This is a genomic window from Nonomuraea sp. NPDC026600 (assembly GCF_040638335.1).
Lineage (GTDB): Bacteria > Actinomycetota > Actinomycetes > Streptosporangiales > Streptosporangiaceae > Nonomuraea.
The window spans coordinates 454,526-479,949 of record NZ_JBEZYD010000006.1; the positions used below are offsets into that span (position 1 = coordinate 454,526).

A 25,424-nucleotide genomic window follows, 5' to 3' on the forward strand; every position below is an offset into this window, starting at 1 on the left:
CTTCCCCCATGCGCGAGATCCCGACCATTGACGACATGGCCGCGTTGTTGCGGGAGCTGTGCGACCGGTTCCCCGCGACCTGCACGAGACGCCGCATCGGCGCCTCCCGCCGGGGCGAGCCGCTGGAACTGGTCTCGATCGGAGACGGCCGCCAGAACGCCCTGGTGTTCGGCGGCCCGCACGCCAACGAGCCCGCCGGCTTCCTGACCGTGCTCCGCCTCGCCTCGGCGCTGTGCGAGAACGCGGCCGAGCGGCACGGGTTCACCTGGCACTTCATCGCGTGCGTGGATCCCGACGGCGCCCGGCTGAACGAGGGCTGGTACGGCGGGCCGTACACGATCAGCCACTATCACCGGCACTTCTACCGCCCGTCCATGAGCGACCAGCCCGAATGGACCTTCCCCATCCCCTCCGGGCGCAAGCGGTTCGACCGGCCGCTGCCGGAGACCCTGGCCCTGATGCGGGTCATCGACGAGTTACGGCCCGCGTTCATGCTCTCGCTGCACAACGCCGACTTCGGCGGCGCTTACTTCCAGATCAGCCGCGACGTGCCCGGCCTGCCCGCCGAGCTGGCCTCGATCGCCGCGGGCCAGGGCGTCCCGCTGGACCTGGGGCCCATCGACACCGTCGGCTACCAGGTCGCGGGGCCCGGCGTCACGCTGCTGCCGCCGGCCGAGCACATCGACTTCGTCGAGACCGGCGGCGACGCGCGCACACCTCGTACGTACGGGGCGTCGAGCTGGCACTACGCCGACCGCTACGGCACGTTCACCCTCATCGCCGAGGTGCCCCTGTGGACCACTCCTGGGTGCGACGACCCCTCGGACGCCGGGCTCTCCTTCGGGCACCTGATCAAGGCGGCCGCGGTACGGCTGCGCGAGGAGATCGAACCGCTGGCCCGGGCGCGTACGGACATCCGGCCCCAGTGCGTCGCGCACACCCCGTTCCACGCGGCGGTCGACGACACGCTCGCCGTCTCCCACCTGCTGATCGCCTCGCTGGAGGGGGCCGTGGACCGGGAGGACGCCGCCAGGACCGTCACGCGGGCCGAGGCGAGCGGCATCCACGACACCGTGCGCCGGCTGCCGCTGCGGGCCTGCTCCATGTTCCTGCGGCTGCTGGAGGCCGAGGCGGCGGCGGGCAACCACCAGGCCGCACTGACGGCCGTCCGGGCCGCGCTGGAGGAGCGCCTGCGGCGCCTGTGCGCGGCGGCGGAGGGCGAGCTGGTCCCGTTCGCCGATCCGATCGGCCGGATCGTCACGATCCAGACGGAAGCGGCTCTGGCCACCGCCCGCCGCCTGCGCTGAGCTCTCCTACCCGAGGGTGAGGGGCGAAGGGTGCCGATACCCTCCGCCCCTCCGGGCCCCTGGGAGTGAGGACCGGCCGTCGCGCCAGGCCAGGGTGGGGGACCAAGGACGACCGTGCGCGACACCGCTGACGCTAACCTGGCGCCACGCCTGGGTCTGCGCATGATTACTCAGAACGGCCCACGCGGATCGCCAGGTCACATCTTCACGGAGAGTGAGGCCGGCAGGGGTGGCAGCATGTGCACCCTCGCGGAGCTGATGTCGAAGTACAGGCCCACCAGCTCCAGTTGCCCGGCTCGCACCTGTTCGTCGACCTTGCGATAGGTCCGCAGGTTCTCCAGCTGCTGCTGCACGTTGACCTTGCACAGCCGGTCCAGCGCCCCGGCGTCGAGCGGCTCGTCGGCCGTCTCGATGAACGTGGCCAGGCTGTGGTAGCCGTGCCGCAGCCAGCGCCGCAGCCCCGGCAGGCCGCCCGCCTTCACCCCGCCGCTGAGCAGCCCGGACATCGCCCCGCAGCCCGAGTGCCCGCACACCGTGATCGTGTGCACGCCCAGCACCTGCGTCGCGTACTCGATGGCGGCCGCGACGGAGTCGTCCTGCGGCTCGGCGCCCCTGCGCGGCACCAGGTTGCCGATGTTGCGCACGGTGAACAGGTCGCCGGGGCCGCTCGCGGTGATCAGGCTGGGGATGACCCGTGAGTCGGCGCAGGTGATGAACAGGTGCGTGGGCTGCTGCTTGCGGGCCAGCTCGGTGAAGATGGGCCGCATCAGCGGAGCCGTACGCCGGTGGTACTCCCGCGCACCCGCCGTCAGCTGGCACTCCACGCTGGCCGGACGAGGCCCGCCCGGAGTGGGCACGCCGTGCCGGGCGGGGCGGCTGTGGCGGTGCGACCACGGCAGCCACCACCGGTCCGGCGCCCTCGGCGGCGTCTTGGACCGGGGCCGGCGGGTGCCGCTGGCCGCCATCGCGTACCACTCGTCGTGGATCTCGTCGATGTCGACGCTGCCGCCCAGCCGCTCGTGGTTGAGCCGCCAGGAGTGGATCGCCTCGAAGGCGGCGTTGTCCATGAAGTCGATGTTCAGGTCGAGGTCCACGGCCGTGCCGGGCGGGATGGCGCGCAGCTCGTGGGTGAGCCGGGGCACACCCAGGAAGGTGAGCGAGCCGGAGATCGTCGCGTGGAAGCGCCCGTCCTGCTCCGGCCGTGTCTTGACGGTGACCCAGGTCAGCCGGCGCAGCGCGAGCAGCGCGGCCAGCGCGAGACCGGCCAGCACGCCCTCGGCGAGCCCGAGGACCAGCACGCCCCCCATCGTCACCAGGTAGACCGGCACCTCGCCGTGGCCGTGCACCTTCCTGACGTGGCCCAGGTTGACCATCTGCACGCCGATGAAGACGAGCAGCGCCGCCAGCGCCTCCATCGGGATCAGCTTGATCATCCAGCCGAAGCCGAGAGCGAACACCAGCACCCACACGCCGTGCAGGAACGCCGAGAGCCGGGTGCGCCCGCCCGCCTGCACGTTCGCGGTGCTGCGGACGATCACGCCCGCCACCGGCAGCCCGCCGAGCGCTCCCGAGACCATGTTGGCCACGCCCTGCCCGCTCAGCTCCTGGTCGAGGTCGGCGCGGGGGCCGTTGTGCATGCCGTCGACCGCGACCGAACAGAGCAGCGACTCGACCCCGGCCAGCAGCGCGACGAGCAGCACGGACGCCACGATCCGGTGCCAGTCGCCGGACGGCAGGACGGGAACGGTCCATTCGGTGACGCTGTCGGACAGGTCGATGCGGGTGACATCCCAGTTGAACGCCCACGCGGTCACCCCGGCCACCAGCAGCGCGGCCAGCGGCGCCGGCACCACCTTGACCCGCTTGGGCAGGCGCGTCCACAGCGCCAGCATCGCGATCGTGAGCAGGCCCACCACCACCGTGTGGCCCTGCATCTCGGCGAGCTGCGCGGGCAACTCCACGATGTTGGCCAGGGCCGAGCGCTGCGGCTGGCCGCCCAGCACGATGTGCAACTGGGAGAGCGCGATGGCCACGCCGACGCCCGCCAGCATGCCGTGGATGACGGCCGGTGAGACCGCCAGTGCCGCCCTGGCCGCCCGGAACACCCCGAGCACCAGCTGCACCAGCCCCGCCATCAATGTGATCATGCAGGTGGCCCGCCAGCCGTACGTCTGCACGAGATCCGCGACCACCAGGGACAGGCCCGCCGCGGGCCCGCTCACCTGTACGGCGGAGCCGCCGAGCGCGCCCGCCACGATGCCGCCCACCATGGCGGCGATCAGCCCGGCGGCGAGGGGGGCGCCCGAGGCCATCGAGATGCCCAGCGAGAGGGGCACCGCGATGAGGAAGACCACGAGTGAGGCAGGCACGTCGTACCTGAGCGTGCTCAGCACGCGACGCAGAGTGTCGCCGATCATACGGCAAACCCTATTGCCCCGGGAGCCGGGGCTTGGAGGGGTCGTCGGCGGCTTTACAGATTAATGAGTGGCCGCCTCACTCAGCCGCTGGTCAGCGGTAGTAGTCGGGGAATTCCTGCTCGGGGGTGGTGGCGCGACGACGCCCGCCGCCTTGGCTGCCGCCACCGGGGGTGCCCTGCCGCGCGCCTGTGTCGGGCGTGCCGCCGTAGCTGTTGGGCCAGGCGCCGCTGCCCGCCGGCGGCTCTCCCCAGCCCGCCGGCAGCTGGCTGGGCGGAATGCTGGTGATGTCGCCGGTCTCGTACGCGAAGGTCTGCGCGATCTGACCGGGCGGGAGGCTGGTGATGTCACCCGTCTCGTACGCGAAGGGCGCCGGCTGTATGGGCGGAGCCGACAGCACGTCGTCGTAGGCCGAGACCGAACGCGCGGGCGCCGTGGGGGTGCCGGTCGCGGGGGAGGGGCCGGTCAGCGGGTCGGAGTCGTCGGCCACGGCCCAGCCCGCACGGACCTCGTAGGACGCCGGATAGGAGCCGCGAGGGGCGGCGGCGGGCTGCTGCGGCTCGAAGGCCGGCCAGGAGTCGCTCGACGGGGCGCCGGGCGCGGGGTCGTCGAGGATGTCGTGCTGCTGGAGCGCGGGCCACGAGCCGGACGCCGTCGGCACGATCGGCGGGTTGGTCCAGGTGTTCTCGAGCGGGTCGGTGTTGGCGCCGTAGATCGTGAACGGGGCGCTGGCCGGCGCGCCGCTGATGGGGGAGACCGGCGTCGCGGGGAAAGAACCGCTGTTGGGGGCCCGCGTGGCGGAGAAAGACCCGCTGTTGGAGGTCGGAGTGGCGGGGAACGAACCGCTGCCGACTGCGGGGAATGAGCCGCTGGAGGTCGCCGGGCTGTTCGTGCTCAGCGACGTGGCGCCGCCGACGGCCGGGAAGGCGCCGGTGCCGGTGCCGGGCTGAGGCCGGGTCGGCGGCGGGACCTGCTGGGCGCCCACGCCGAGGATGCTCATCACGTCGGGCGGGGTCGGGGCCGAGAACGTCACCGTGCGCTGGTCGGCCAGCTCGGCGGCGGTCGGACGCTGCGCCGACTCCACGAGATCGGCCAGGCCGGACGAGCCGCCCGCGGGGGCGGGCCGCTGGGAACGCGAACGGTTGGGCCGGCCGGGAAGCGGAGCCTGGACGGTCGCCGCGTTGGGGTCTGCGGTGACGGGCTCACGCTTGGCGGGCCGCTCACGCTTGGCGCCGGGCCGCTGCTCACGCTGGGCCGTCGGCTGCTTCTCGCGCTCGGCGGGTCGTCCCGCGGGCCGTTCGGCGGGCCTTTCCGAAGGACGCTCGACGGGGCGCGAGGCGCCCTTGCGCGCCGCGACCGTGCCGCCGGCGCCGAAGCCGCCTTCTTCCGCGTCGCTGCGGATGTTGGCCCAGAACTCCTCGTCCTCGACGTCGGTGTGGGGGTTGCCCCACTCGTCCACGCCGCGTTTACCGCGCTGACCGGTGCGTACCGGCTTCGCCTTGGCCTCGCCGATAGGACTGAAGTCAGGGCTGAAGTTGTTCATGCGCGGCTCGCTCTTGGAGAACTCGTCCGTGGAGCGCGTCTGAGTCCTCTCATCCTTCTCGGCCATCTGCTTCAGCCGCTCTGGAGGGAGAGAGCTCTCCCGACGGTTCATAGAACGCATGCCCAGTGCCACGACGACGAGCACGAGGAGCACGACAGCGACCAAGCTGACTACGACCGCGATCATTGCACCACCCTCAAAGCCATGGCCTCCCTGCGGCACCGGTGAGATCGCGCGGCCATCGACGCGACCTTCCCCCTTTGATCACCAGCACCTAGCAATTGGATCTGATTGTGTCGGACCACTATGAGCGTTGTCACACCCTACGTGAAGAATTGGTAACTATTACTACGTTTTGTGATTGGAGTCTCACTGGATGTCCACCACCGTGAGCCGGCCGCGAGCGATGGTCAAGTCCGCGATCTTCTTCAAGACGTCGGAGAGGGGGGAGCCCTCCGGGAGCTCGACCTTGCCGCTCAGCGAGTAGACGCTGAACCGGTAACTGCCCTTCTTCACACAAGGGGGCTGGTAGCCCACCTTGCCGCTGGTCACCGTCGCCTGGCTCGCGCCTTCCGGCGGGCTCGCGGCGGCGTTCGGCCCCAGCTCGGTCGTCGTCGCGGGGATGTTGTAGAGCACCCACTGCACGGCGGATTCTGATGATGAGTGAGAGTCGACCACGATGGCGATCGACTTGGCATCGGACAGGGGTTCGCTGGACCAGCGCAGCGGGGGGCTGCCCTGGGCGCCATCGCAGGAGAATTCGCTCGGCAGTGGTTCGCCCTCGCGCAATTCCGGACTCGAGACGTTGATCTCAGCGATCTCCTTGGCCTGGGACCTTCCGATGAGGAAGTTGCAACCGGACGACGCGAGCATGACGGTCACCACTGTCACAGAGACAGCGATGCGTCTCACGCGTCTTGCCGTGTTACACAGCCCCATGCCGCATGATGCTACGCGGCTATCGGCCGTGCGCCGACCGTTTCGCGAGGGTCGGCAGCCGGTAAAGGACGGGAAAGCAGCCACAAAACGGGTAGGGGGGAGTGAACTTCGCCACATTCCTGATCGCCGCCGTCCTCGGCCCGCAGGCGCTTCGCCGGGGCGGGGAGGTCATGGGCGGCACCGGAGAACCCGGCCGCGGCCTGCTGGTTCTCGATGCCGGGCCGACCGGGCCGGTTCGCCTCGGCGGATCGAGGGGCGCGGGGGGATCGCGTGCCCGGGAGCGCGGGCACCGCGTCCGAGGGCCCTGCCTTCGTGGTGGCACCGGCACTCCGGTGAAATCGGGCACCAGGTCGTCAACCGTGTACCCGGCAGACAGCTCCTCCGGCGGAGGGTCACCCGTGGCTGCGGAAGACCCTGATCGCCAGCGGCGCGAACACCACCACGAACCCGGCCGACCACAGCAGCGAGACCACCGTCGGCCAGGCGACCTCGCCGCCGATCAGCAGGCCGCGGATCGCGTCGGCCAGGTAGGTCACCGGGTTGACGTCGGACCAGGCCTTCAGCCAGCCGGGGAACGTGTCGGCCGGCACCAGCGCGCTGCTCGTGAACGTCAGCGGCATCATCGTGGAGAAGGAGATCATCTGCACCTTCTCCGGACTCGACGCCTTGAGCCCGATCAACACCGACATCCACGACATCGCCAACGCCACGACCACCAGCAGCGCGAGCGCCCCGATCAGCCCCGCCACGCTGGTCGTCACCCGGAACCCGAGCACCATCCCGAACCCGACCAGCAGCGCGAACGCCCACACCTGCTTGAACGTGTCGGCGATGATCCGGCCCGACAGCGGCGCGGTGCGCGCGATCGGCAGGCTGCGCAGCCGGTCGAACACGCCCTTGGTGATGTCGGTGTTGAGCCCGATGGCCGTGGACAGCGTGTAGAACAGGGCGTTCTGCACCAGCAGCCCCGGCAGCGCGAACTGCAGGTAGTCGCCGGTGGAGCCGGAGATGGCGCCGCCGAACACGTACGTGAACAGCAGCAGGAACATGATCGGCTGGATGCTGAGGTCGAGCAGCTCCCACGGGTTGTGCTTGATCTGCACCAGGCTCCGCCAGGCCAGCGTCATGGTCTGCCTGAGGGTGGCGCCGGGTCCGACCCGGCTGGGCAGGGCCGCGGTGACGGCGGTCATACGAGGGCCTCCTCGGACTGCTCTTCCTCCGCGCGGTGCCCGGTCAGGGCCAGGAACACCTCGTCGAGGCTGGACGTGCGCAGCGCCAGCTCGGAGGCGACGATGCCGAGGTCGTCGAGGCGGCGGACGATGGCGGGCACCACCGCGGGGTCGCGTACCGAAGCCGTGACCCTACCGCCCGACAGGTCGGGCACCTCGCCGAGGATCTCGGTGACCACCTTGGCGACCAGGTCGAGCTGGTCTGCCCGGAGCGGCCGCACCTCCAGCACCTGCGCGCCGGTGGTGGCCTTGAGCTCGTCGGACGTGCCCGACGCGATGACCTTGCCGTGGTCGAACACCACGATGTCGTCGGCGAGCTGGTCGGCTTCCTCCAGGTATTGGGTGGTCAGCAGCACGGTCACGCCGTCGGCCATCAGCCCGCGTACGACGCCCCACAGGTCGGTGCGGCTGCGCGGGTCGAGACCGGTCGTCGGCTCGTCCAGGAACAGCACCTGCGGCCTGCCCACCAGGCTCGCCGCCAGGTCGAGCCGCCTGCGCATGCCGCCCGAGTAGGTCTTCGCGGCCCGGCCCCCGGCGTCGGCCAGGTCGAAGCGGCCGAGCAACTCCTTCGCCCGCTCCCGCGCCGCACGCCTCGGCAAGCCCAGCAGGCGGCCGATCATCATCAGGTTTTCGACACCGGTCAGCATCTCGTCGACCGCGGCGTACTGTCCGGTCAGCCCGATCAGCGACCGCACCTGATGCGCCTGCCGCCGCACGTCGAACCCCAGCACCGTGGCCGTGCCCGAGTCGGGCGTCAGGAGGGTGGCCAGAATGCGCACGGCCGTCGTCTTGCCCGCCCCATTGGGCCCCAGCACGCCGAGCAGCCTGCCGGTCGGCACCGCGAGAGCCACCCCGTCGAGTGCCTTGGTCTCGCCGTAGTGCTTCACCAGGCCGTCTGCCTCAATCGCGTACTGCATGCCCCCACTGTGGCCTACGGCACCGACACTTTTCCGAGGACATCCGGCGCCTCTGGGAGATCACTGGTCCGGGCGGGAGTCATAAGCTGGCCCTGTGACGACTTCTGGCCCGTTGCGTGATCCGGAGCACCGTGTGTCGCCCAAGGCCGTCCGGCTCTGGCTGGCCGAGGCGTTGTTCGGGTTCGTGCTGCTGGTGGGCTGCTCGATCCTGGTCGCGCGCTGGGTCGGGGGGAGCGGGTGGGCCTGGGTGCCCGGCTGGTTCGCGGACGATCCGTGGCTGCTGCCCGTGACGCTGGGGGTGCTGGCCACGCCGTTCCTGATCGCTGAGCCGTTCGTGCGCTATGCCGTACATCGCTGGGAGTTGTCGGGCGATGTGGTCTACACCCGGTCGGGGTTCCTGACCCGGGAGTGGGTCTTCGTACCGGTCAGCCGGATCCAGACGGTCGACAAGGCGCAGGGGTGGGTCGAACGGCTGCTCGGGCTGGCGACGCTGGAGATCCGTACGGCGTCCCACGCGGGGTCGTCGACGATCAAGGGGCTGGACTACGAGGTGGCGGCGGGGTTGGCGGAGGAGCTGGCGCGCCGGGCGGAAGAGCTCAGGGACGATGCCACATGACCGAACCTCCCCCCCACCCGTCCGCACCACCTGGTCCCGAGGGCTCGTCTCCGATCCCCCCTGCGCCCCCTGCGCCCCCTGCGCCCCCTGCGCCCCCTGCGCCCGTGCGGGCGCCGTTGCGGCTGAGTCCCAAGGTGCTGCTCATCCAACCGGTGCGGATGATCCCGTCGCTGCTCCTCCCGCTCGTCGGGCTGCTGTTCGTCGGCGGGTTCTCCGGCAAGTCGTATCTGTGGGCGGCGTTCGGGGTCGGCGTCACGTTCGCCTTCGCCGTCGTCCGGTGGGCGATGTTCAGCTACGAGATCGTGAGCGACCGGCTGGAGATCAAGCGTTCCCTGATCAGCCGGTCGGTCCGTACCATCCCCCTGGAACGGGTCCGCGGTGTGGACGTCTCCACTCCGCCCATGCACCGGCTGCTCGGCCTGGCCGTACTGAAGATCGACACGGGGGCGAGCGGCGACGCCGAGGAGGGCAAACTCGACGGCGTCAGCCTGGAGGAGGCCGAACGCCTGAAGTCAGTCCTGCTCCGCCGCACCCGCGCGGCCCGAGCCGCCGCGCACCCCACCACCACCGGCCCGGCCGCCGCCTCTGGCGAGACCGCCTCCGCGTCCGCGTCTGACGGCGCCGCCCACTCCGTCGCCGCCGCCGGCCCGCCGGGCGCTTCGGCGCCCGCCGCGACCCCTGGGGACACAGCGGAGGCGGGTCGGGAGATCATCAGCGTTCCGTGGACCTGGCTGCTGTACGGCCCGCTGTCCGGCGCGTACCTCCTGACCCCGTTCGCGCTGGCGGGCGGTGCCGTGGGGCTGGCGTTCCAGTGGGGGGACGACCTCGGCTTCGGCAGGGACGCCGCGCTGACCGTCGGGGAGTGGCTGTGGGAGCACCCCTATCTGCTGCTCGCCGTGGTGCTGCTGCTCGTGGTGGCGATGCCGGTGGTGGGCGGCGTGATGTACGCGGTGTTCAACTGGAACTTCCGGCTCACCAGCCGCGACCGCTACCTGGTGGCCGAGCGCGGCCTGATCAACCGCCGTAGCGTGTCGCTGGAGGCCCGGCGCGTACGCGGCTACGAGATCGTCGAGGGGCTCGCCGAGCGGTGGGCGGGCGTCGCCCGCGTCTGGGCCATCGTGACGGGACTCGGCGACACGCAGACGCGCGGGCAACTCCTGCCGGACGTCCCGCGCGCGGTCGCCTTCAAGGTCACCGGCGAGGCCATCGGCTCCTACCAGGCCGAACTCCGCTCCCACCCACCCATCGCCCGCAACCGCCGCCTCTTCCGCGCCATCGCCCCGTGGCTCCTGGCGGCCGCCGTCACCGCCCTGACGGCCCTGCTGACCGCCGAGGCGGCCTGGTGGATCGCGGCCGTGGTCACCTTCCTCCTGGCGGGCACGGGGATCCCCCTCGGCCTCGACCGGTACAGGTCCCTGGGACACGGATACGACGGCGTACGCCTGGCGGTCCGCTCCGGCTCCCTCCGCCGGTCACAAGCCGTGGTCGAACGCCGCGCGGTGGTGGGCTGGCACCTCAGGCAGACCTGGTTCCAGCGGCGAGCCGGGGTGTACACGCTCACGGCCGGGGTGGGAGCCGGCAAGGGCGGCTACTCGGCGATCGACGTCTCCCAGTCCCAGGCGATCGGCTTCCCGGCCGAGGTGACGCCGGAGTGGCTGGCTCCGTTCATGGAGAAGGGCAAATAGGCGGGCGCGCGTTGCGCACCGCCGCTCTTGAGGGCCCGAGGCTGCTCACCCGGGCCGTGAAGGCCCTGCCCGGTTCGAGACCACCGACGAGCCGCCGGACGACGCGTCCGGGTGGCGCCGGGGCGGTGTGTGCGGGCGGGCGGGGCGACCACGCGTCCAGGCACCCGGCGTCGGTGTACGCGGCGTCGTTCGGCGACGGCGCGTCCTGGCGCCCGGGTGGCGACAGTGCGTCCAGGTGTGGCGTCGGTTCAGCGACGGCGGGTCCCTACGTTGGTAGGGAGCCGGGGCCGGGTGCCGGTGTGGTCGGTTAGTCCTGGCGGCGGGCGCCGAACATGATCTCGTCCCAGGTCGGTACCGAGGCGCGACGCCCCCTGGAGCCCTTGCGCGGACGGGCCGCAGGGGCAGGCGGGGGAGAGGGCACCGGGACCGGGGGCTCCTCCTTGGGCGCCGGCTGCTCGGGCTTTGCGGTGCCGTCCTTGCTCGTCCTCGCGGCTGGCACGGCGGGCTCAGGCGTTGCCGGCTCAGCCTTGGCCGCTGCGGGCTCAGCCTTCGGCTCGGACTTAGGCTCGGCCGCCGCAGGCTCGGACCTGGGCTCGGCCGCTGCGGGCTCAGCCTTCCGCTCGACCTTGGGTTCGGCCGCTGCGGGTTCGGCCTTGGGAGCCGGTGCCGGGGTGGGCGCGGGTGTCGCGGAGTCGGCCTTGGGCTCGGGCTTCGAGGGCTGGGGCTTTGGCTGTGGCTTTGGCTGTGGCTTGGGCGCGGCCGCAGCGGGTGTGGCTGCGGGGGGCGCGGTTGCCGACTGCGACGCTGCCTCGGGCGCGGCCTTGGAGGGCTGCTTGGAGGCGTCCTGGTCGGTTGCCGGTGCGGGGGCGCTGGTGTCCGCCGCAGTCACCGCCTCGGGGGCGGGCGGTGTTGTGACGGTGTCCGTCTTTGCTGGGGTGTCGACCGCCGTGGCGGCTTCCTGCCCAGCGGCCTCCTGCACCGGGGCTTCGGTCTTGCCTTCCGTGGCCGGGGACGTTTGCGGCGTGGCGGTGCTCTCCGTGCCGGCGCCACCGGACTGCGACTTGATAGTGGGGTCGCTGGACGGCGACTCGATGACGGCCCCGCCCGACTGCGGCTCAGCGACCGCCCCAACGACCTTCGACTCGGTGAGAGTGCTGCTCGGCGGCGTCTCGGGGGCGGCACTGGTCGCCTGCGACTCGGCCGCGACCTCCGTGGCGGGCTGCGATTCGACTGGGGGAGGTGTGGTCGGTCCTGGGACGGTGGTGGGCTCCGGAGCCTCGGAAGGGCGTACGGTCTCCGCTGCCGGGGCGTCGGTGCGTGCCACCGTGGGCACGGCAGACGGCGAATCCGCAGCCGAGGACGCATCCGTGGTGAGCGCCAACTGCGCGGAAGTCTGCGCGGTGGATGCGGGCGCCGAGTCTGCGACAACGGCGTCCGTAACGGCAGTGTCTGAGACGGCAGCCTTCGTGACGGCGGCGTCCGTAACGGCGGCATCCGTGACGCGGTCGGTCGCCGTGGCGGGTTCTGCGATGGCCGGGGTTGTTGTGGCAGCGGCGTCAGGCGCCGGGGTTGCAGGGGCAGACGGCGCGTGGTTCGCCGGCTCTGTGGCGAGGTCAGCCGCCGTAGGAGCGCTCGAAGCCGGGTTTCCGACGGCGGCTGCGCTGGTGGCAGAGTCCTGCACAACGGGCGCGTTGATAGTTGGCGTCTCTACGACGGGTGGGCCGTAGGCCGGGCCATCCCCGGTACGTGTACCGGGGGTCGCGTCCGTGGCCGGGGGCAGCGTGAAAGCGTCCTCGGCCGCAGGCACGGTGGCACGGCTGCCCGAAGGCGCGACATCACGAGTCGCCGGGGCGTAGATGGCCTCGCCGTCCCGGCCCGTCGGGCGGTCGGGAGCGCGGGGAGTGCCGTAGTCCGGGAGCCAGGGCGAAGGCTCGCCGTGACGTGCCGGAGGCTCGCCGGGGCGGGCGGTGCCCTGTGCGGGCGACTCGTCGCGGTAGCCGGTGCCCTGCACGGACGGCTCGGTACGGTGACCGGTCTCCTGCGCGGGCGGCTGAGTACGGTAGCCCGTCTCCTGAGCGGACGGCTCGGTGCGGTAGCCGGTCTCCCGTGCGGCGGGCTCGGCGCGGTAGCCGGGCTCCGCTGTACGGCCGGCAGGGTCGGTGGTGGCGCGGTCGAAAGGGGCCTCGCGGGCGGGGGTGAAGGGAGCCTCGCGGGACGGGGTACGGCTGTAGGACGGCTCCGTGCCTCGCGGCTGGTAGCCGAGGGCCGGCTCCTGCGGCTCGGGCTCGTGCCGGATCATCGCGGGGAACGGCAGCGGGTCCGACGCGAGCGGCGGCACCGGCTGCAGCTTGGCCACGCGTGGCGTGAACGGCGTGACCGTGGTGTCCTCCACCACGGGGCTGGGGTCGAAGTCGGCGGCCGAGAGCCGCATCGACTCGTCGTCGTGCGGCGTGACGTGCCGCCTGCGCGGGTCGAAGAGCCACTCCGCGTGCCTGGTGTGACCGTTCCAAACGTAACCGAGCTTGACGCGCCAAAGGCCGTCGTCGCGCTTGGCGGAGTCCCAGTCGATCTCGTCGGTGGGTACGCCGCGCCGGGTCAGCCGCTCGGCGACGAGCTCGCCGAGCGTCGGTCCGGCTGAAGATTCTCCGGGCATGCGTACGGACACGCGCTGCGCCTGTTGGGCCACGTACTCGCGCTCCTGGAGCACGGGGCCCTCGAACCAGCGGACGCGTTCGACCGGGATGCCCGCTGTGGCGGCGATCTCCTCGGCCGTTTCTCCGGCGCGAATGCGGGCCTGGATCTCCTTGGGGCGCAACGGACTCTCCACTTCGATCTCGTACTGGCCGAGACGGGAGAAGTTGCCGCGGACGGCAGCACGGAGCCGGTCGTCCACGGGAAGCGTGAACCGAGTACCTCGCCCTGCTGTCGCCAGCACGAGATAGGTACCGTCCTCACTTACCGCGACGAGTCGGAGCTCCTGCATGCGAGTCCCTTCGTCAGCGTGCTGCTCATTCTTCCCCCGGACCCTTGAGTCTCTCGCGTGTGCCGGTTGCCTGCCAGCACCGTACCCGGCATGTCCGAACATCGCCTTCATGGGATAGCCCAGTGGCGATGTGACGCCGGTCACATTTGTTGATTCCATCATCTCAGGGTCTGCCGGTACGCGAAGCCCTTGACGGATTCTGGCGAATAGTGTGTCGCGTCGCCGTGCACTTCAGCCAAGAGGCGAGAACGGATGGGTTGGCCCCCGGATGGAGCTCCAGGTAGCGGGCGGCGGCCCCGGCCAGGTATGGGGATCTGGTGGAGTACGTCTCGCCGGTGGGGGAGAGCCGGCACCCGCCGGTGTCGGCGGACGCGACGACGAAGACGCCGGAGCGCGCCAGGCGGGCCATGGCGGTCCGCAGGGCCCGGGAGCGGGCGCCGTCGATCGAGAGATTGGCGACGGCGGGGCCATCGGCGTGTCGGCGCACCCAGTCGATGCCCGCCAGGACGTCCGACAGGCTGCCGGAGCCGCCGCAGCCGAGCACCCGTACCGAGGCGATGCGGGCCCGCGGCGCCACGCCGTGTGACCGGCCGGCTATGGCGCGCGCCACCCGCGTGCCGTGGCCGCCGCAGTCGTCGCCGGTACGACCGGTGGCGTCGAAGGCCCGCCAGGCCCGATCCCCGAACCCGCCCGCCCTGCGGAGGCCGCCCGTCGCGGTTCGCGGCTTCCCGTTGACGCCGCTGTCCACGATGTAGACCGTGACGCCTCTCCCAGCGCCGCGAGTCACGCGGGCCCGGGCGAACCCGGTGATCGGCCTGGAGCGGTTCTGGCGGGCGGCCCCAGCGATCGGCATGGGGTGGATCTCGCGGTCGGGTTCGATCGCCAGGACCCGCGGATCCGCGCGAAGCTCCGCCAGTTCGGTCGCGTTCACCCAGGTGGCGAAGCCGGGGATGGCCGCGGTGTAGAAGCGGCGCACCCGCCATCGCATCGCGCCGACCAGGTCACGGGCCGCGGCCCGGTTACGGGCGGTGACGATGTACGGGCGCGTAGGCTCGATGACCGGTGGCCGGAAGGTGAGGCCGGAAGCGGGCGGCGTGGCGAGGGGCATCGCGGTGGTCACGGCCGTCGCCACGGCCGCGGCGAGGTACAGGGAGGGCAGGCCGATTCGTCGGGGCACGAGCGACGAGGGTGTCTGTCACGCAGATCACAGGAACAACAGGACACGCGCTCGCGTCTATTCACGAGAAAGCTCTTTACCGTACACAGGCGAGAAAGGACTGATCCGAGGCGATGAGCGGCGAGCAGCGGAAGTTCGAGCTGAGCGTGCCGCAGATCGCGGGTAGTGCCCTGGCGGCTGTCACGGCAGCGGTCGCAGCGTCCTACCTCGGTGTGGGGGGAACGGTGATCGGCGCGGCACTGATGAGCGTGGCCAGCACGGTCGCCACCGCCGTCTACACGCACTACCTGAAGCGCACGGGCGACAAGGTCAAGCAGCACACGGTGATCGCCTGGCGCGAGTACGGCTCGGAGCAGCCGCCACCGGAGCGGGACGAGGGTCAGGGCGAGCTGGCGACGGCCGTACGGACGACGGTGCGGGAAGGTGAGGAGAGCCGGGGCGAGTCCACGCTGGTCATGGCGCCGATCGAGGTGCCGGCGCCCAGGCGCGTGCCGTGGGTGAAGACGGGGGTGGCCGCGGCGCTGGTGTTCGGGGTGAGCATGGGCGGCATCCTGGCCTACCAGACGATCGCTCAGACGACCGTGCACGACCAGCTCACCGGCGCCAAGCCGGCGACCGACCGCGAGAAGGCGCCCGCCAAGGAGAAGAAGCGTTCCGAGGAGCCCGCGCTCCAGCCTCGGACGACGTTCTCCGGCGCCCCGGCGACACCCAACGACACGCCGACCGGATCGCCGACGCCGGCCGCCTCGCCGACCCGGACGTCGCAGAGCCCGACGCCGGCGCCCACCGACACGGGTAAGAACACGGTGGAGCCGTCCACCCCGTCCACGACCACGACGGCCCAGGACCCCGGCGACCTGACCGAGGAGACGTCCGTGCCGACCGAGTCGCCGCAGTCATCGCCGGTGCAGCCGAACAAGGAGACGCAGCAGTGACGGCCGGCGGCGGCCCCTATCCCAGCACCGTCTCCAGGTAGGCGTTGCCGAACAGCCGTCCGGGATCGAGCCGATCCCGCAGCGCCACGAAGTCCGCGAACCGCGGGTACACCTTCTCGAGGTAGGCCGCGTCCCGGGTGTGCAGCTTGCCCCAGTGCGGCCGCCCGTCCAGCCGCGTCATGATCTCCTCCACCCCGGCGAAGTACGCGGGGTTGGGCGTGGGCCGGTACATGTGACAGGCGATGTAGGCCGACCGGCGGCCGTACGCCGTGGACAGCCAGGCGGTGCCGGGCGGCGTGACCCGCACCTCCACCGGGAACGTGATCCGCCACCCCATCCGCTCCACCAGCGCCCGCGTCTCCCGCAGCGCCTGGCCGAGGTGCTCGCGCGGCACCGCGTACTCCATCTCCAGGAAGCGCACGTCCCGCCGGGAGGTGAAGATCTTGTACGACGCGTCCACGGCCTCCGACTCGCCGAGCGCGGCGGCGCTGACCCCGTTGATCCGCGGGATCAGCCCGGGAAATCGCGCCCCCACGGCGCAGGCGGCGCCGAACAGCGTGTTCTCCAGGAACACGTTGTCCAGCCAGTACTTGACCGCGCCAGGTGGCCGGGCCGGGCCGGGATCGCGGTTGTTGGTCTTGACCAGGCACGCGTCGGTGTGCGGCAGCCAGAAGAAGTCGAGGTGCTCGTTCTCCGAGGTCAGGGAGTCCAGCGAGTCCAGGATGCCGCTGAGCGTCATCCTGCGCCGCCGGTTGCGCAGCAGGAAGGCGGGCTCCACCCGGAACGTCACCGAGGTCAGCACCCCGAGCGCGCCCAGCCCCACCCGGGCCGCGTCGAACAGGTCCTCCCCGGGGCCGGCCGTCACCACCGAGCCGTCCGCGAGCACCAGCTCCAGCGCCACGACCTGATCGGCCAGGCCGCCGCTGTCGCGCCCCGTGCCGTGCGTGCCGGTCTGGATGGCGCCCGCGACCGTCTGATCGGTGATGTCGCCCATGTTGGCCAGCGCCAGCCCGCGCGCGGCGAGCAGCGAGTTCAGCACCCGCACCGGCGTGCCCGCGAGCACGGTGACGCGGTCGCCGGTGACGGACGTGACGCCGGTCAGCGCGGAAGGGCGGAGCATGATGCCGTCGGTGAGGGCCACCCCGGTGAAGGAGTGGCCCGTGCCGATCATGCGCAGGCGCCGGCCGCCCGCGGCGGCGTCCCGGACGGCGCGTACGACGTCCTCGGTCGACGCAGGGGTACGCACCTCGGCGGGCGCGGCCGTCTGGTTGCGGGCCCAGTTCGTGAAGGCCATGGCCGCCCTTGCGCTAGAGCTTCGTTCCGTTAAACGTGAACGATACTCAGTTCTCCCATCCTTCCGGAACCGGGAAGGCGTCGCCGGGCTGCAGGTTCTGCGACTTGATGACGTCGGAGACCTTCACCAGTGTGTAGCCGCGGCTCTGCAGCAGCTTGACGAGCGACGGCATCACGTCGACGGTCTGCTTCACCCAGTCGTGCATGAGGATGATGCCGTCGCGCTTGGCCACGGCCAGCGTCTGCTTCTTGATCTCCGCGGAGTTCTTGGTCGCCCAGTCGCGGGAGCCGGCGGTCCACAGGATCATCGGCATGCCGAACTCGGCCGCGACCTCCGAGGTCTGCACGTCCAGCATGCCGTACGGCGGGCGCAGCAGCTTGGGCTCGACGCCCGCGGCCTTCTTGACGGCGTCCTGGGTCTTCTGGATCTCGTTCTTGACGGCGTCCGGCTCGATGGTGGTGAAGTTCGGGTGCGAGTAGCTGTGGTTGCCGAGCTCGTGGCCCTCCTTGGCCATGCGCTTGACGAAGGCGGGGCGGCTCTTCACGTACTGGCCTTCTAGGAAGAACGTCGCCTTGGCGTTGTACTTCTTCAGCGTGTCGAGGAGCGTTCCCGCGTACTTGCCCGGGCCGTCGTCGAAGGTCAGGGCGATGCACTTGAGCTGCGCGCAGTCCACTGCCTTCGCCTTGGCCTGGGCGACGGGAGCGGAGCGGGCGGGTGCTTTCGGGGTGGGGGCGGCGGAGGCCGCTGTTGGTGCCAGAGTGACGGCAACTGCCGCGATAGCAAGAAGTGAAACGATTTGTCGGGACATGCTAAAGCTTTCGTGTGTGAAGGGTGTTGCGAGGGTTGTACCGACGGTAGCGGATCAGTTCCCGGCCGGTGAAGGTGCCTCGGGAAGTCTCAGCAAACCCGAACCTCCGATGCCCACGACGACCGCGACCGCCGCGGCGGCGAGCGTGAAGCCGTACGCGTTGGACGCCCCGAACATCTCCGTGAGCCGCCCCCCGGCCCAGGCCCCGATCGCCACCCCGAACCCGATCGAGGTGGAGATCCACGCCAGCCCCTCGGTGAGCACCGCCGACGGCACGAGCCGCTCGGTGAGCGAGAAGCCGGTGATGAGCGTCGGCGAGATCGACAGCCCGGCCAGGAAGAGGCCGAAGGCCATGATCCGCGCGTCGCCGATGAACATGATCGGCAGCAGCCCCACCACGAGCAGCCCGAGCGCCCGCACGAACCGGCGGCGCAGCGAGAGCCGCCAGTGCCGCGAGCCGAACCAGAGCCCCGACACCATCGACCCGCCCGCGATGGCGGCCAGCAGGAACCCGGAGGCGCCCTTGACCCCGTGCTCTGTGGCGAAGGCCACCGTGATCAGGTCGATCGACCCGAACACCGCCCCCAAGGCCAGGTAGACGCAGGACAGCAGGGCGATCCCCGGGATCAGGATGGCCATCCCGCCGCCGCTCTCACCCGGCCGCACCGGCGGCTGGGTGCGCCGCTGCGCCGCGAGCGCGAGAGATCCGCCGAGCATGCAGACCAGAGCCACGAGCAGGCCCATGTACGGATTGACCGCGGTGGCCAGTACGGTGACCAGCGCCGGCCCGGCAACGAAGATCATTTCGTCGGCGACGGACTCGAACGCGAACGCCGTGTGCAGCCTGGCCGAGCCGGCGTGCAGGGTCGACCAGCGCGCCCGCACCATCCCGCCCAGGGACAGAGAGGTCGCGCCGACCGACAGCCCGGCGGCGTACAGGGTCCATTCGGGCAGCCCGAAGCCCGCGGACAGCATGAGCGCGGCCAGCGAGAGCGCGTTCACGATGGAGAAGGGCACGATCACACGGGCCTGCCCGAACCTGTCGACCAGCCGCGCGGTCAAGGGGGCGGCCACCGCGAAGGAGACGTTGGTGGTGGCCGAGACGGCGCCCGCGGTCGCCCAGGACTCGGTGAGGCCGGAGATGAGCAGGACGATGCCGATGCCGAGCATGGACATCGGCATCCGGCCGACGAAGCCGGCCAGCACGAATCCTTTGACGCCGGGCCCGTTGAACAACCCCCGATAAGGCCCGACCACGTCCGTTCCCCTCCCCAAGTGCGTCCCAACCTTTACGCACGCGCTGACCGGACAGCAAGTGATTTTTCCGACAACTCGGCTAACGTGTGCCGGGTGTCCGGTCTTCCCTCCTTCCGTGCCGTCCTGATGGTGATCGCCGCAGTCGTCACCGTCTCGGTCGTGGCCGTAGGAGTGGCGCTGTCCACACGGGACGACCTGTTCGCCAGTACGGCCGACAAGCAGCCGGCACGGAAGGCGCAGAAACCAGCCCAGAAGACGCAGCAGCAGACCGCCGGTCTGGACAAGATCGTGCCCACGGCCGAGCCGGTGAAGGACTTCGGCGAGGGCGGCCCCAGCGTCACCCCGACCCCGCCCCGCGTGCTCGCGATCGCCCGCGCCGAGGTGCCCAAGCCCACCCGCTTCGCCCTGTCGAAGCTCAAGCACGTGCAGAAGGTGGCCGTCGTCGACGCGGGCTCCGTCAAGGTGTCCGGCACCGGCCTGAACCTGCTCGCCGTCGACCCGGCCGACTTCCGCTCCTGGACGCCCAAGGCCGTCGCCGACCAGCCCGCCGTGTGGAGCGCGCTGTCCAGGGGCGAGCTGGTCGCCGACACCGCCACGGTACGCAGGCTCGGCCTGATCCTGGGCGCCGAGTACCAGGTGGACGGCGGCCCCCGGCTGCGCGTCGCGGCCTCGGCCACGCTCGGCCTGACGGGGATCGACGGCCTGGTGGGCGCCGACATGGGCAAGGCGCTCGGCCTGGCGCCGGGCGTCGCGGTGCTGCTGCACGGCAAGTCCGCCATCAGCGAGCCGGGTGTACGCAAGCTGCTCGGCAAGGGCGCCCAGGTCGTGACGCTGGGCGCCCGCCCCAAGGCGCAGCCGAAGCAGACGGCCAAGCCGCAGCAACAGCAGCAGGTCAACGTCGGGCGGCCGAGCAGCTACCTCGACCTCTACAAAGCCTCGGCAACCCACTGCCCCGGCCTGTCCTGGACGGTGCTGGCGGCGATCGGCCAGGTGGAGAGCAGTCACGGCCGCAACAACGGCCCGTCGAGCGCGGGCGCGCTCGGCCCGATGCAGTTCATGCCCGCCACCTGGAAGCACTACGGGGTGGACGGCGACGGCGACGGCAAGGCCGACATCTGGAGCCCGTACGACGCGGTGCCCGCGGCGGCCAAGTACCTGTGCGCCAACGGCGCCGGCCAGGGCGGCCAGAAGCTACGCAAGTCGATCTGGTTCTACAACCACTCATGGGACTACGTGAACAAGGTGATGGGCATCGCCGAGGCGTACGCCCGCGCCTACACCTGACGCCGCCGGGGCGGCGGGCAGCAGGTGAGCGCGCAGGGCTGCGGCTCGGGCTCGTCCATCAGCTCGCGGACCATCCGTACGAAGGCCGGATGGACGCCCGCCGTCGCGGCCCGCTCCATGGGCAGGCCCAGCTCGGTGGCGACCTGCCTGGCCTCGGTGTCGAGGTCGTAGACGACCTCCATGTGGTCGGAGACGAACCCGATCGGCACCAGCACGACCGACCGGGCGTCGGTCTTGCGCAGGTGGTCGCAGACGTCGGGCTCCAGCCACGGCACCTCGGGCGGCCCGCTGCGCGACTGCCACACCAGGTCCCACGGCTGGGTGCGGCCCAGCGCCGCGTTGACCAGCTCGGCGCTCCTGCGCAACTGCGCCTCGTAGAGGCCGCCGTACGGCCCCGCGGTGCGCGCCATCGAGACCGGGACGCTGTGCGCGGTGAACACCAGCCGGGCGTCGTCGCGGCCGAGCCGGTCGAGCGCCTGCCGGACGTGGTCGGCCATCGCGGCCACGAACCCCGGATGCTCCCCGAAGTGCCGCATCTTGACCAGCTCGGGGCCGCCCTTGACGGAGATCCTGGCGATGTCCTCGTAGTACTGGCGGCAACTGGAGTAGCCGGCGAAGGCCGAGGTGGCGAACACCGCCGCCCTGCGGACCCCGTCGTCCTTCATCCGCAGGACGGTCTCCTCGCCGAACGGGTGCCAGTTGCGGTTGCCCCAGTAGACGGGCACACCCACCACGGGACGCAGCGCCTCGATGAGCTCGCGGTTCTGACCGTTGATCGGGCTGACCCCGCCGAACCCGTGGTAGTGCTCGGCCACCGCCAGCAGCCGCTCACGCGGCACCCCCCGGCCGCGCACCACATTCTCCAGAAACGGCAACACGTCGTCAGGACCCTCGGGCCCCCCGAACGACAGCACCAGCAGAGCGTCGTAAGTCCCCACGTACCAAACCCTATTCCCGCCAGGGAGCGCCCTCGCCGCCGGACGGAGCGAGGCCATAAGCCGGCGAGGGAGCGCCGTCGTCTGGAGGAGGAGCGCCGGGAGCGAAGCGACCAGAGCGACGGGGGAAGACGGCGGCATGAGGCGACCGAGCCCGCCGAACGGAGTTCGGCCATAAGCAGAGTAGGTTCGAGAGAGTGAGCGCATTCGACGATATTCGTGATTACGTGGCCATCCCCCGGGTTCTCTCGCTGAAGCTCTCGCCCGACGGTTCCCGGTTGATCTCCGCGGTCCAGTCCCTCAACCCCGACGGCAAGTCGTACGGCACCGCGCTCTGGGCGATCCCGGTCGACGGCGAGCCGTACCGGCTGACCCGCTCGGCCAAGGGCGAGAGCGCGGCGGAGTTCACCGGCGCGGGTGACGTGCTGTTCACCTCGGCCCGTCCCGACCCGACCGTCAAGGACGCCACCGACGAGGTGCCCGCGCTGTGGCTGCTGCCCCGCTCAGGCGGCGAGGCCCGGCAGGTGGCCGCCCGGCCCGGCGGCATCGGCGCCTTCCGTACGGCCGGCGACGTGGTGGTGTTCGCCTCCGACGTGCTCACCGGAGAGGAGGCGGCCGAGGAGGAGCGCCGTAAGGCGCGCAAGGACGCCGGCACCAGCGCGATCCTGCACGAGAGCTACCCGGTCCGCTACTGGGACCACGACCTCGGCCCGGGCCGTACCCGGCTGTTCGCCGCGAAGCTCGGCGGCGGCGACCGGCTGGAGGACGTGCGCGACCTGACTCCCGACCCGGGCGAGGCGCTGCGCGACGTCGCCTTCGCGCTCACACCTGACGGCGCCACCGTGGTCGCGACCTGGCGTACCTTCCTCCCGGGCGGTGAGCAGCGGGTCGACCTGGTCGCCATCGACGTGGCCACCGGCGAGCGGCGCACGCTGTTCACCGACGAGGGCCACGACTTCGGCGCCCCGCTCGCGATCTCGCCCGACGGCACCCGCGTCGCCTGCTCCCGCGAGCGCCTGACCAGCCTGGACGTTTCCGTCCGCAACGAGCTGTGGATCGGCGACCTGGCCACCGGCGAGGCCCGCGGCCACGCGCCCGGCCTGTTCCCGATGGACGTCGAGTGGGCGCCCGACTCGTCGGCCGTCTACCTCGTGGCCGATCATCAGGGCCGCCGCCCGATCTTCCGCGTGCCGCTGGACGGGGAGGTCGCCCGGCTGACCCAGGACGACGCCGCCTATCTCGGGCTCAACCCCTCGGCCGACGGGCGGTTCGTCTACGCGCTGCACAGCGCCGTCGACCGCGCCCCCGGCCCGGCCAGGATCGACGCCGCCACCGGCGAGATCACCGACCTGCCCTCGCCCGCCCCGCGCCCCGAGGTGCCCGGCACGCTGACCGAGATCTCCGCGACGGCTGACGACGGCGCCACGATCCGCGGCTGGCTCGTGCTGCCCGAGGGCGCCTCGGCCGCCAACCCGGCGCCGTTCCTGCTCTGGATCCACGGCGGCCCCGTCGCCTCGTGGAACGACTGGCAGTGGCGCTGGCAGTCCTGGATCATGGCCCAGCACGGCTACGCCGTCCTGCTGCCCGACCCGTGCCTGTCCACCGGCTATGGTCAGGAGATGATCGACCGAGGCTGGGGCGACTGGGGCCCGCGCACGCTCGCCGATCTCGACGCGATCGTGGACGTGGCCGTGGCCAGGGACGACATCGACGGCGAGCGGATCGGCGCGATGGGCGGCTCCTACGGCGGCTACATGGCCAACTGGATCGCCGGCCACAGCGACCGCTACAAGGCCCTCGTCACCCACGCCTCCCTGTGGAACCTCGACCAGTTCGCCGGCACCACCGACGCGGCCATGTACTGGCAGCGCGAGTTCGGCGCCCCCGGCTCCGAGCGCTACACCAAGCTCTCCCCGCACCACTCGCTCGACAGCATCGACACCCCGATGCTCGTCATCCACGGCGACAAGGACTACCGGGTACCGATCGGCGAGGGGCTACGCCTCTGGTGGGACCTGCAGCGCAGCAATGTCGAGTCGAAGTTCCTGTACTTCCCCGACGAGAACCACTGGATACTCAAGCCCGGCAACGCCGTCGCCTGGTACGAGACCGTGCTGGCCTTCCTCGCCCAGCACGTGCTCGGCCAGGAGTGGAAGCGCCCGGACTCGGTGGCGTGATGAGCGATCCACGGGCTCTGCTCGAACTGGCCGAGGACATCGCCCGCGAGGCGGGCGACATGCTGCTCGCCAAGCGGCCCACGATGTCGGAGGTCGTCGAGACCAAGTCCAGCCCCACCGACGTGGTCACCGCCCTGGACACGGCCTCGGAGCGGCTCATCCGCGCCCGCGTGCTGGAGGCCAGGCCGGACGACAGCGTCCTGGGCGAGGAGGGCGGCGAGGCGGCCGGCGACTCCGGCGTGCGCTGGATCGTCGACCCCATCGACGGCACGGTCAACTTCCTGTACGGCCTGCCCGAGTGGGCGGTGTCGATCGCCGTCGAGGTGGGCGGCGAGATCGTCGCGGGCGTGGTGAACGTCGTGCCGCGCGGCGAGGTGTTCACCGCCTCGCTCGGTGGCGGCGCCTGGCTCGGCGGCCAGAGGCTGCGCTGCAACACCGGCGTGCCGCTGTCGCAGGCGCTGGTCGCGACCGGCTTCGGCTATCTGCGCGAACGCCGGACCGTCCAGGCCCAGGTGCTGGCGTCGGTGCTGCCGCGGGTACGCGACATCAGGAGGGGCGGCTCGTGCGCCGTCGACCTCTGCTCGGTGGCCTCGGGCCGGGTGGACGCCTACTACGAGCGGGGCACCAACTACTGGGACTTCGCCGCGGCCGGGCTGGTCGCGACCGAGGCCGGGGCCAGGATCGGCGGGCTGAACGGCAGGCCGTACGGCAACGACTTCGTGCTCTGCGCGGAGCGGGGGCTGTTCGAGGAGCTGCACGACCTGCTCGTACCGCTGGATCCGCAACGCGACGCCTGACGCCGTGAGGTGATGTGACACCGCGAGAACGGCCGGAGCCCCTCTCCAGGGCTCCGGCCGTTTCGTCACACGAGACACCGATCAATGAGGCAACGGGACACCATTGTCATCCGCCAGGCGGCGCAGGTCCTCGATCTCGGTGGTGAGGGTGTCGGCGAGGTAGTCGTCCCCGGCGCACCGGGCCTCCCGAAGGCCCTTGTAAGCCTGGTCGAGGCGGCTTTCGATCGTGGTCGTGAACTCGCCCATCTCACCTACTCTCTTCAGGGGTTGCGGGGCGAAGAGCGCCCACCGCGCGTGGCACCCAATGAGGCACGGCGATGGGTGTCCACCAGGCATACCCCGGCCTGTCGCATACCAAAACATGAATGTGGCTGTGCCTTGCGGCACACCTGCCGTACATGCCTTACCGTGCGCTTATCGCAGGTGTGGGCAGAATGAAGCAGCGGATCCGGAGAGAGGTGCCAGTCGTGCGAGTGCTGGTTGTAGAGGACGAGCGGGTGCTCGCCGACGCGATCGCGACCGGTCTGCGGCGCGAAGCCATGGCGGTGGACGTGGCCTATGACGGCGGTGGCGCGCTGGAGCGCACCTCCTACATCGACTACGACGTGATCGTCCTGGACCGGGACCTGCCGGTCGTGCACGGGGACGAGGTCTGCCGCCGTCTGGTGGAGCAGCGTACGGCCTCGCGCATCCTGATGCTGACCGCGTCCGGCGACGTAGACGACAAGGTGGAGGGGCTCGGCCTGGGGGCCGACGACTACCTGGCCAAGCCGTTCGTCTTCGTCGAACTGGTCGCCCGGGTACGCGCGCTCGGCCGCCGGTCCGCGCCCGCGCTGCCGCCCGTTCTGGAACGGGGCGGGGTCCGGCTGGACCCGGGCAAGCGGCTGGTCGAGCGTGAGGGCAAGGAGATCGTCCTCACGAAGAAGGAGTTCGCGGTCCTGGAAGAGCTGATGCGGGCGGAGGGCGCCGTCGTCAGCCAGGAGGACCTGCTGGACAAGGCGTGGGACGAGAACATCGACCCGTTCACCAACGTGGTGCGGGTGACGATGATGACGCTGCGCAAGAAGCTTGGGGATCCGCAGGTGATCGAGACGGTGCCCGGAGTGGGATACAAATTGTGACAGGAC

20 protein-coding genes are annotated in these 25,424 nt (G+C 71.2%); 8 read left to right on the forward strand and 12 right to left on the reverse strand.

The features are described from left to right. Window positions 1–8: 8 nt before the first annotated feature. Window positions 9–1,307, forward strand: a complete 1,299-nt coding sequence (locus AB0F17_RS17940) for a M14 family zinc carboxypeptidase (protein WP_358023670.1) — start codon at window positions 9–11, stop codon at window positions 1,305–1,307. 197 nt (window positions 1,308–1,504) lie between these two features. Here AB0F17_RS17940 and AB0F17_RS17945 read toward each other — a convergent pair whose 3' ends face one another. The 5 genes from AB0F17_RS17945 to AB0F17_RS17965 form a co-directional block, all read right to left on the reverse strand. Further along, window positions 1,505–3,724 carry a bifunctional SulP family inorganic anion transporter/carbonic anhydrase gene (locus AB0F17_RS17945; protein WP_358023673.1) on the reverse strand — a complete coding sequence of 740 codons (2,220 nt, stop codon included), beginning with the start codon at window positions 3,722–3,724 and terminating at the stop codon, window positions 1,505–1,507. Between the two features lie 91 nt (window positions 3,725–3,815). Beyond that, window positions 3,816–5,450 (reverse strand): hypothetical protein, encoded by a 1,635-nt coding sequence (locus tag AB0F17_RS17950; protein WP_358023676.1) that lies wholly within the window; start codon window positions 5,448–5,450, stop codon window positions 3,816–3,818. 183 nt (window positions 5,451–5,633) lie between these two features. Continuing rightward, complete coding sequence (locus tag AB0F17_RS17955) at window positions 5,634–6,155, reverse strand: YbhB/YbcL family Raf kinase inhibitor-like protein (RefSeq protein WP_358023679.1); 522 nt, start codon at window positions 6,153–6,155, stop codon at window positions 5,634–5,636. A 440-nt stretch (window positions 6,156–6,595) separates the two neighbouring features. Continuing rightward, window positions 6,596–7,393, reverse strand: a complete 798-nt coding sequence (locus AB0F17_RS17960; RefSeq protein ID WP_358023682.1) for an ABC transporter permease — start codon at window positions 7,391–7,393, stop codon at window positions 6,596–6,598. After that, a complete protein-coding gene (locus AB0F17_RS17965; RefSeq protein ID WP_358023685.1) occupies window positions 7,390–8,349 on the reverse strand; it encodes an ATP-binding cassette domain-containing protein in 960 nt (319 codons plus the stop codon). The genes AB0F17_RS17960 and AB0F17_RS17965 overlap by 4 nt, the downstream gene beginning before the upstream one ends. Before the next feature lie 94 nt (window positions 8,350–8,443). Between AB0F17_RS17965 and AB0F17_RS17970 the strand changes: the two genes are divergently transcribed. Next, window positions 8,444–8,965 (forward strand): PH domain-containing protein, encoded by a 522-nt coding sequence (locus tag AB0F17_RS17970; protein ID WP_358023687.1) that lies wholly within the window; start codon window positions 8,444–8,446, stop codon window positions 8,963–8,965. Window positions 8,966–9,069: 104 nt separating this feature from the next. Beyond that, window positions 9,070–10,650 (forward strand): PH domain-containing protein, encoded by a 1,581-nt coding sequence (locus AB0F17_RS17975; protein ID WP_358023690.1) that lies wholly within the window; start codon window positions 9,070–9,072, stop codon window positions 10,648–10,650. Window positions 10,651–10,957: 307 nt separating this feature from the next. Here the strand turns inward: AB0F17_RS17975 and sepH are convergent, their stop codons facing one another. Both sepH and AB0F17_RS17985 read right to left on the reverse strand, forming a co-directional pair. Continuing rightward, window positions 10,958–13,633, reverse strand: a complete 2,676-nt coding sequence (gene sepH / locus AB0F17_RS17980; protein WP_358023693.1) for a septation protein SepH — start codon at window positions 13,631–13,633, stop codon at window positions 10,958–10,960. A 163-nt stretch (window positions 13,634–13,796) separates the two neighbouring features. Then, window positions 13,797–14,810 carry a S8 family serine peptidase gene (locus AB0F17_RS17985; RefSeq protein ID WP_358023696.1) on the reverse strand — a complete coding sequence of 338 codons (1,014 nt, stop codon included), beginning with the start codon at window positions 14,808–14,810 and terminating at the stop codon, window positions 13,797–13,799. A gap of 113 nt (window positions 14,811–14,923) precedes the next feature. Here AB0F17_RS17985 and AB0F17_RS17990 point away from each other — a divergent pair, with 113 nt between their 5' ends. Further along, window positions 14,924–15,745: a hypothetical protein gene (locus AB0F17_RS17990; protein WP_358023699.1), complete on the forward strand. Its 822-nt coding sequence runs from the start codon at window positions 14,924–14,926 to the stop codon at window positions 15,743–15,745. Window positions 15,746–15,761: 16 nt separating this feature from the next. Here AB0F17_RS17990 and AB0F17_RS17995 read toward each other — a convergent pair whose 3' ends face one another. The 3 genes from AB0F17_RS17995 to AB0F17_RS18005 all read right to left on the reverse strand — a co-directional run bounded on the left by AB0F17_RS17995 (window position 15,762) and on the right by AB0F17_RS18005 (window position 19,104). Next, the gene (locus tag AB0F17_RS17995) at window positions 15,762–17,039 is read right to left on the reverse strand and encodes a D-arabinono-1,4-lactone oxidase (RefSeq protein ID WP_358023701.1); all 1,278 of its coding nucleotides are present in this window, start codon (window positions 17,037–17,039) and stop codon (window positions 15,762–15,764) included. A 46-nt stretch (window positions 17,040–17,085) separates the two neighbouring features. Beyond that, complete coding sequence (locus AB0F17_RS18000) at window positions 17,086–17,712, reverse strand: polysaccharide deacetylase family protein (protein WP_358023704.1); 627 nt, start codon at window positions 17,710–17,712, stop codon at window positions 17,086–17,088. A 189-nt stretch (window positions 17,713–17,901) separates the two neighbouring features. Continuing rightward, on the reverse strand, window positions 17,902–19,104 hold the full coding sequence (locus tag AB0F17_RS18005) for an MFS transporter (RefSeq protein WP_358023707.1): 1,203 nt from the start codon (window positions 19,102–19,104) through the stop codon (window positions 17,902–17,904). A 93-nt stretch (window positions 19,105–19,197) separates the two neighbouring features. On the opposite strand from AB0F17_RS18005, the gene AB0F17_RS18010 reads away from it, so the two are divergent. Beyond that, the gene (locus tag AB0F17_RS18010; protein ID WP_358023710.1) at window positions 19,198–20,388 is read left to right on the forward strand and encodes a lytic transglycosylase domain-containing protein; all 1,191 of its coding nucleotides are present in this window, start codon (window positions 19,198–19,200) and stop codon (window positions 20,386–20,388) included. Here AB0F17_RS18010 and AB0F17_RS18015 read toward each other — a convergent pair. Further along, window positions 20,379–21,326: a ferrochelatase gene (locus AB0F17_RS18015; RefSeq protein WP_358023713.1), complete on the reverse strand. Its 948-nt coding sequence runs from the start codon at window positions 21,324–21,326 to the stop codon at window positions 20,379–20,381. The two genes, AB0F17_RS18010 and AB0F17_RS18015, sit on opposite strands and share 10 nt — an antisense overlap. Before the next feature lie 194 nt (window positions 21,327–21,520). Between AB0F17_RS18015 and AB0F17_RS18020 the strand changes: the two genes are divergently transcribed. Next, window positions 21,521–23,500 (forward strand): S9 family peptidase, encoded by a 1,980-nt coding sequence (locus tag AB0F17_RS18020; RefSeq protein WP_358023715.1) that lies wholly within the window; start codon window positions 21,521–21,523, stop codon window positions 23,498–23,500. Then, the gene (locus AB0F17_RS18025; protein WP_358023718.1) at window positions 23,500–24,297 is read left to right on the forward strand and encodes an inositol monophosphatase family protein; all 798 of its coding nucleotides are present in this window, start codon (window positions 23,500–23,502) and stop codon (window positions 24,295–24,297) included. The genes AB0F17_RS18020 and AB0F17_RS18025 overlap by 1 nt, the downstream gene beginning before the upstream one ends. Window positions 24,298–24,378: 81 nt before the next feature. Here AB0F17_RS18025 and AB0F17_RS18030 read toward each other — a convergent pair whose 3' ends face one another. Then, the gene (locus tag AB0F17_RS18030; protein ID WP_219531049.1) at window positions 24,379–24,543 is read right to left on the reverse strand and encodes a hypothetical protein; all 165 of its coding nucleotides are present in this window, start codon (window positions 24,541–24,543) and stop codon (window positions 24,379–24,381) included. A gap of 221 nt (window positions 24,544–24,764) precedes the next feature. Here AB0F17_RS18030 and AB0F17_RS18035 point away from each other — a divergent pair, with 221 nt between their 5' ends. After that, the gene (locus tag AB0F17_RS18035; protein ID WP_214635884.1) at window positions 24,765–25,418 is read left to right on the forward strand and encodes a response regulator transcription factor; all 654 of its coding nucleotides are present in this window, start codon (window positions 24,765–24,767) and stop codon (window positions 25,416–25,418) included. Window positions 25,419–25,424: the final 6 nt, after the last annotated feature.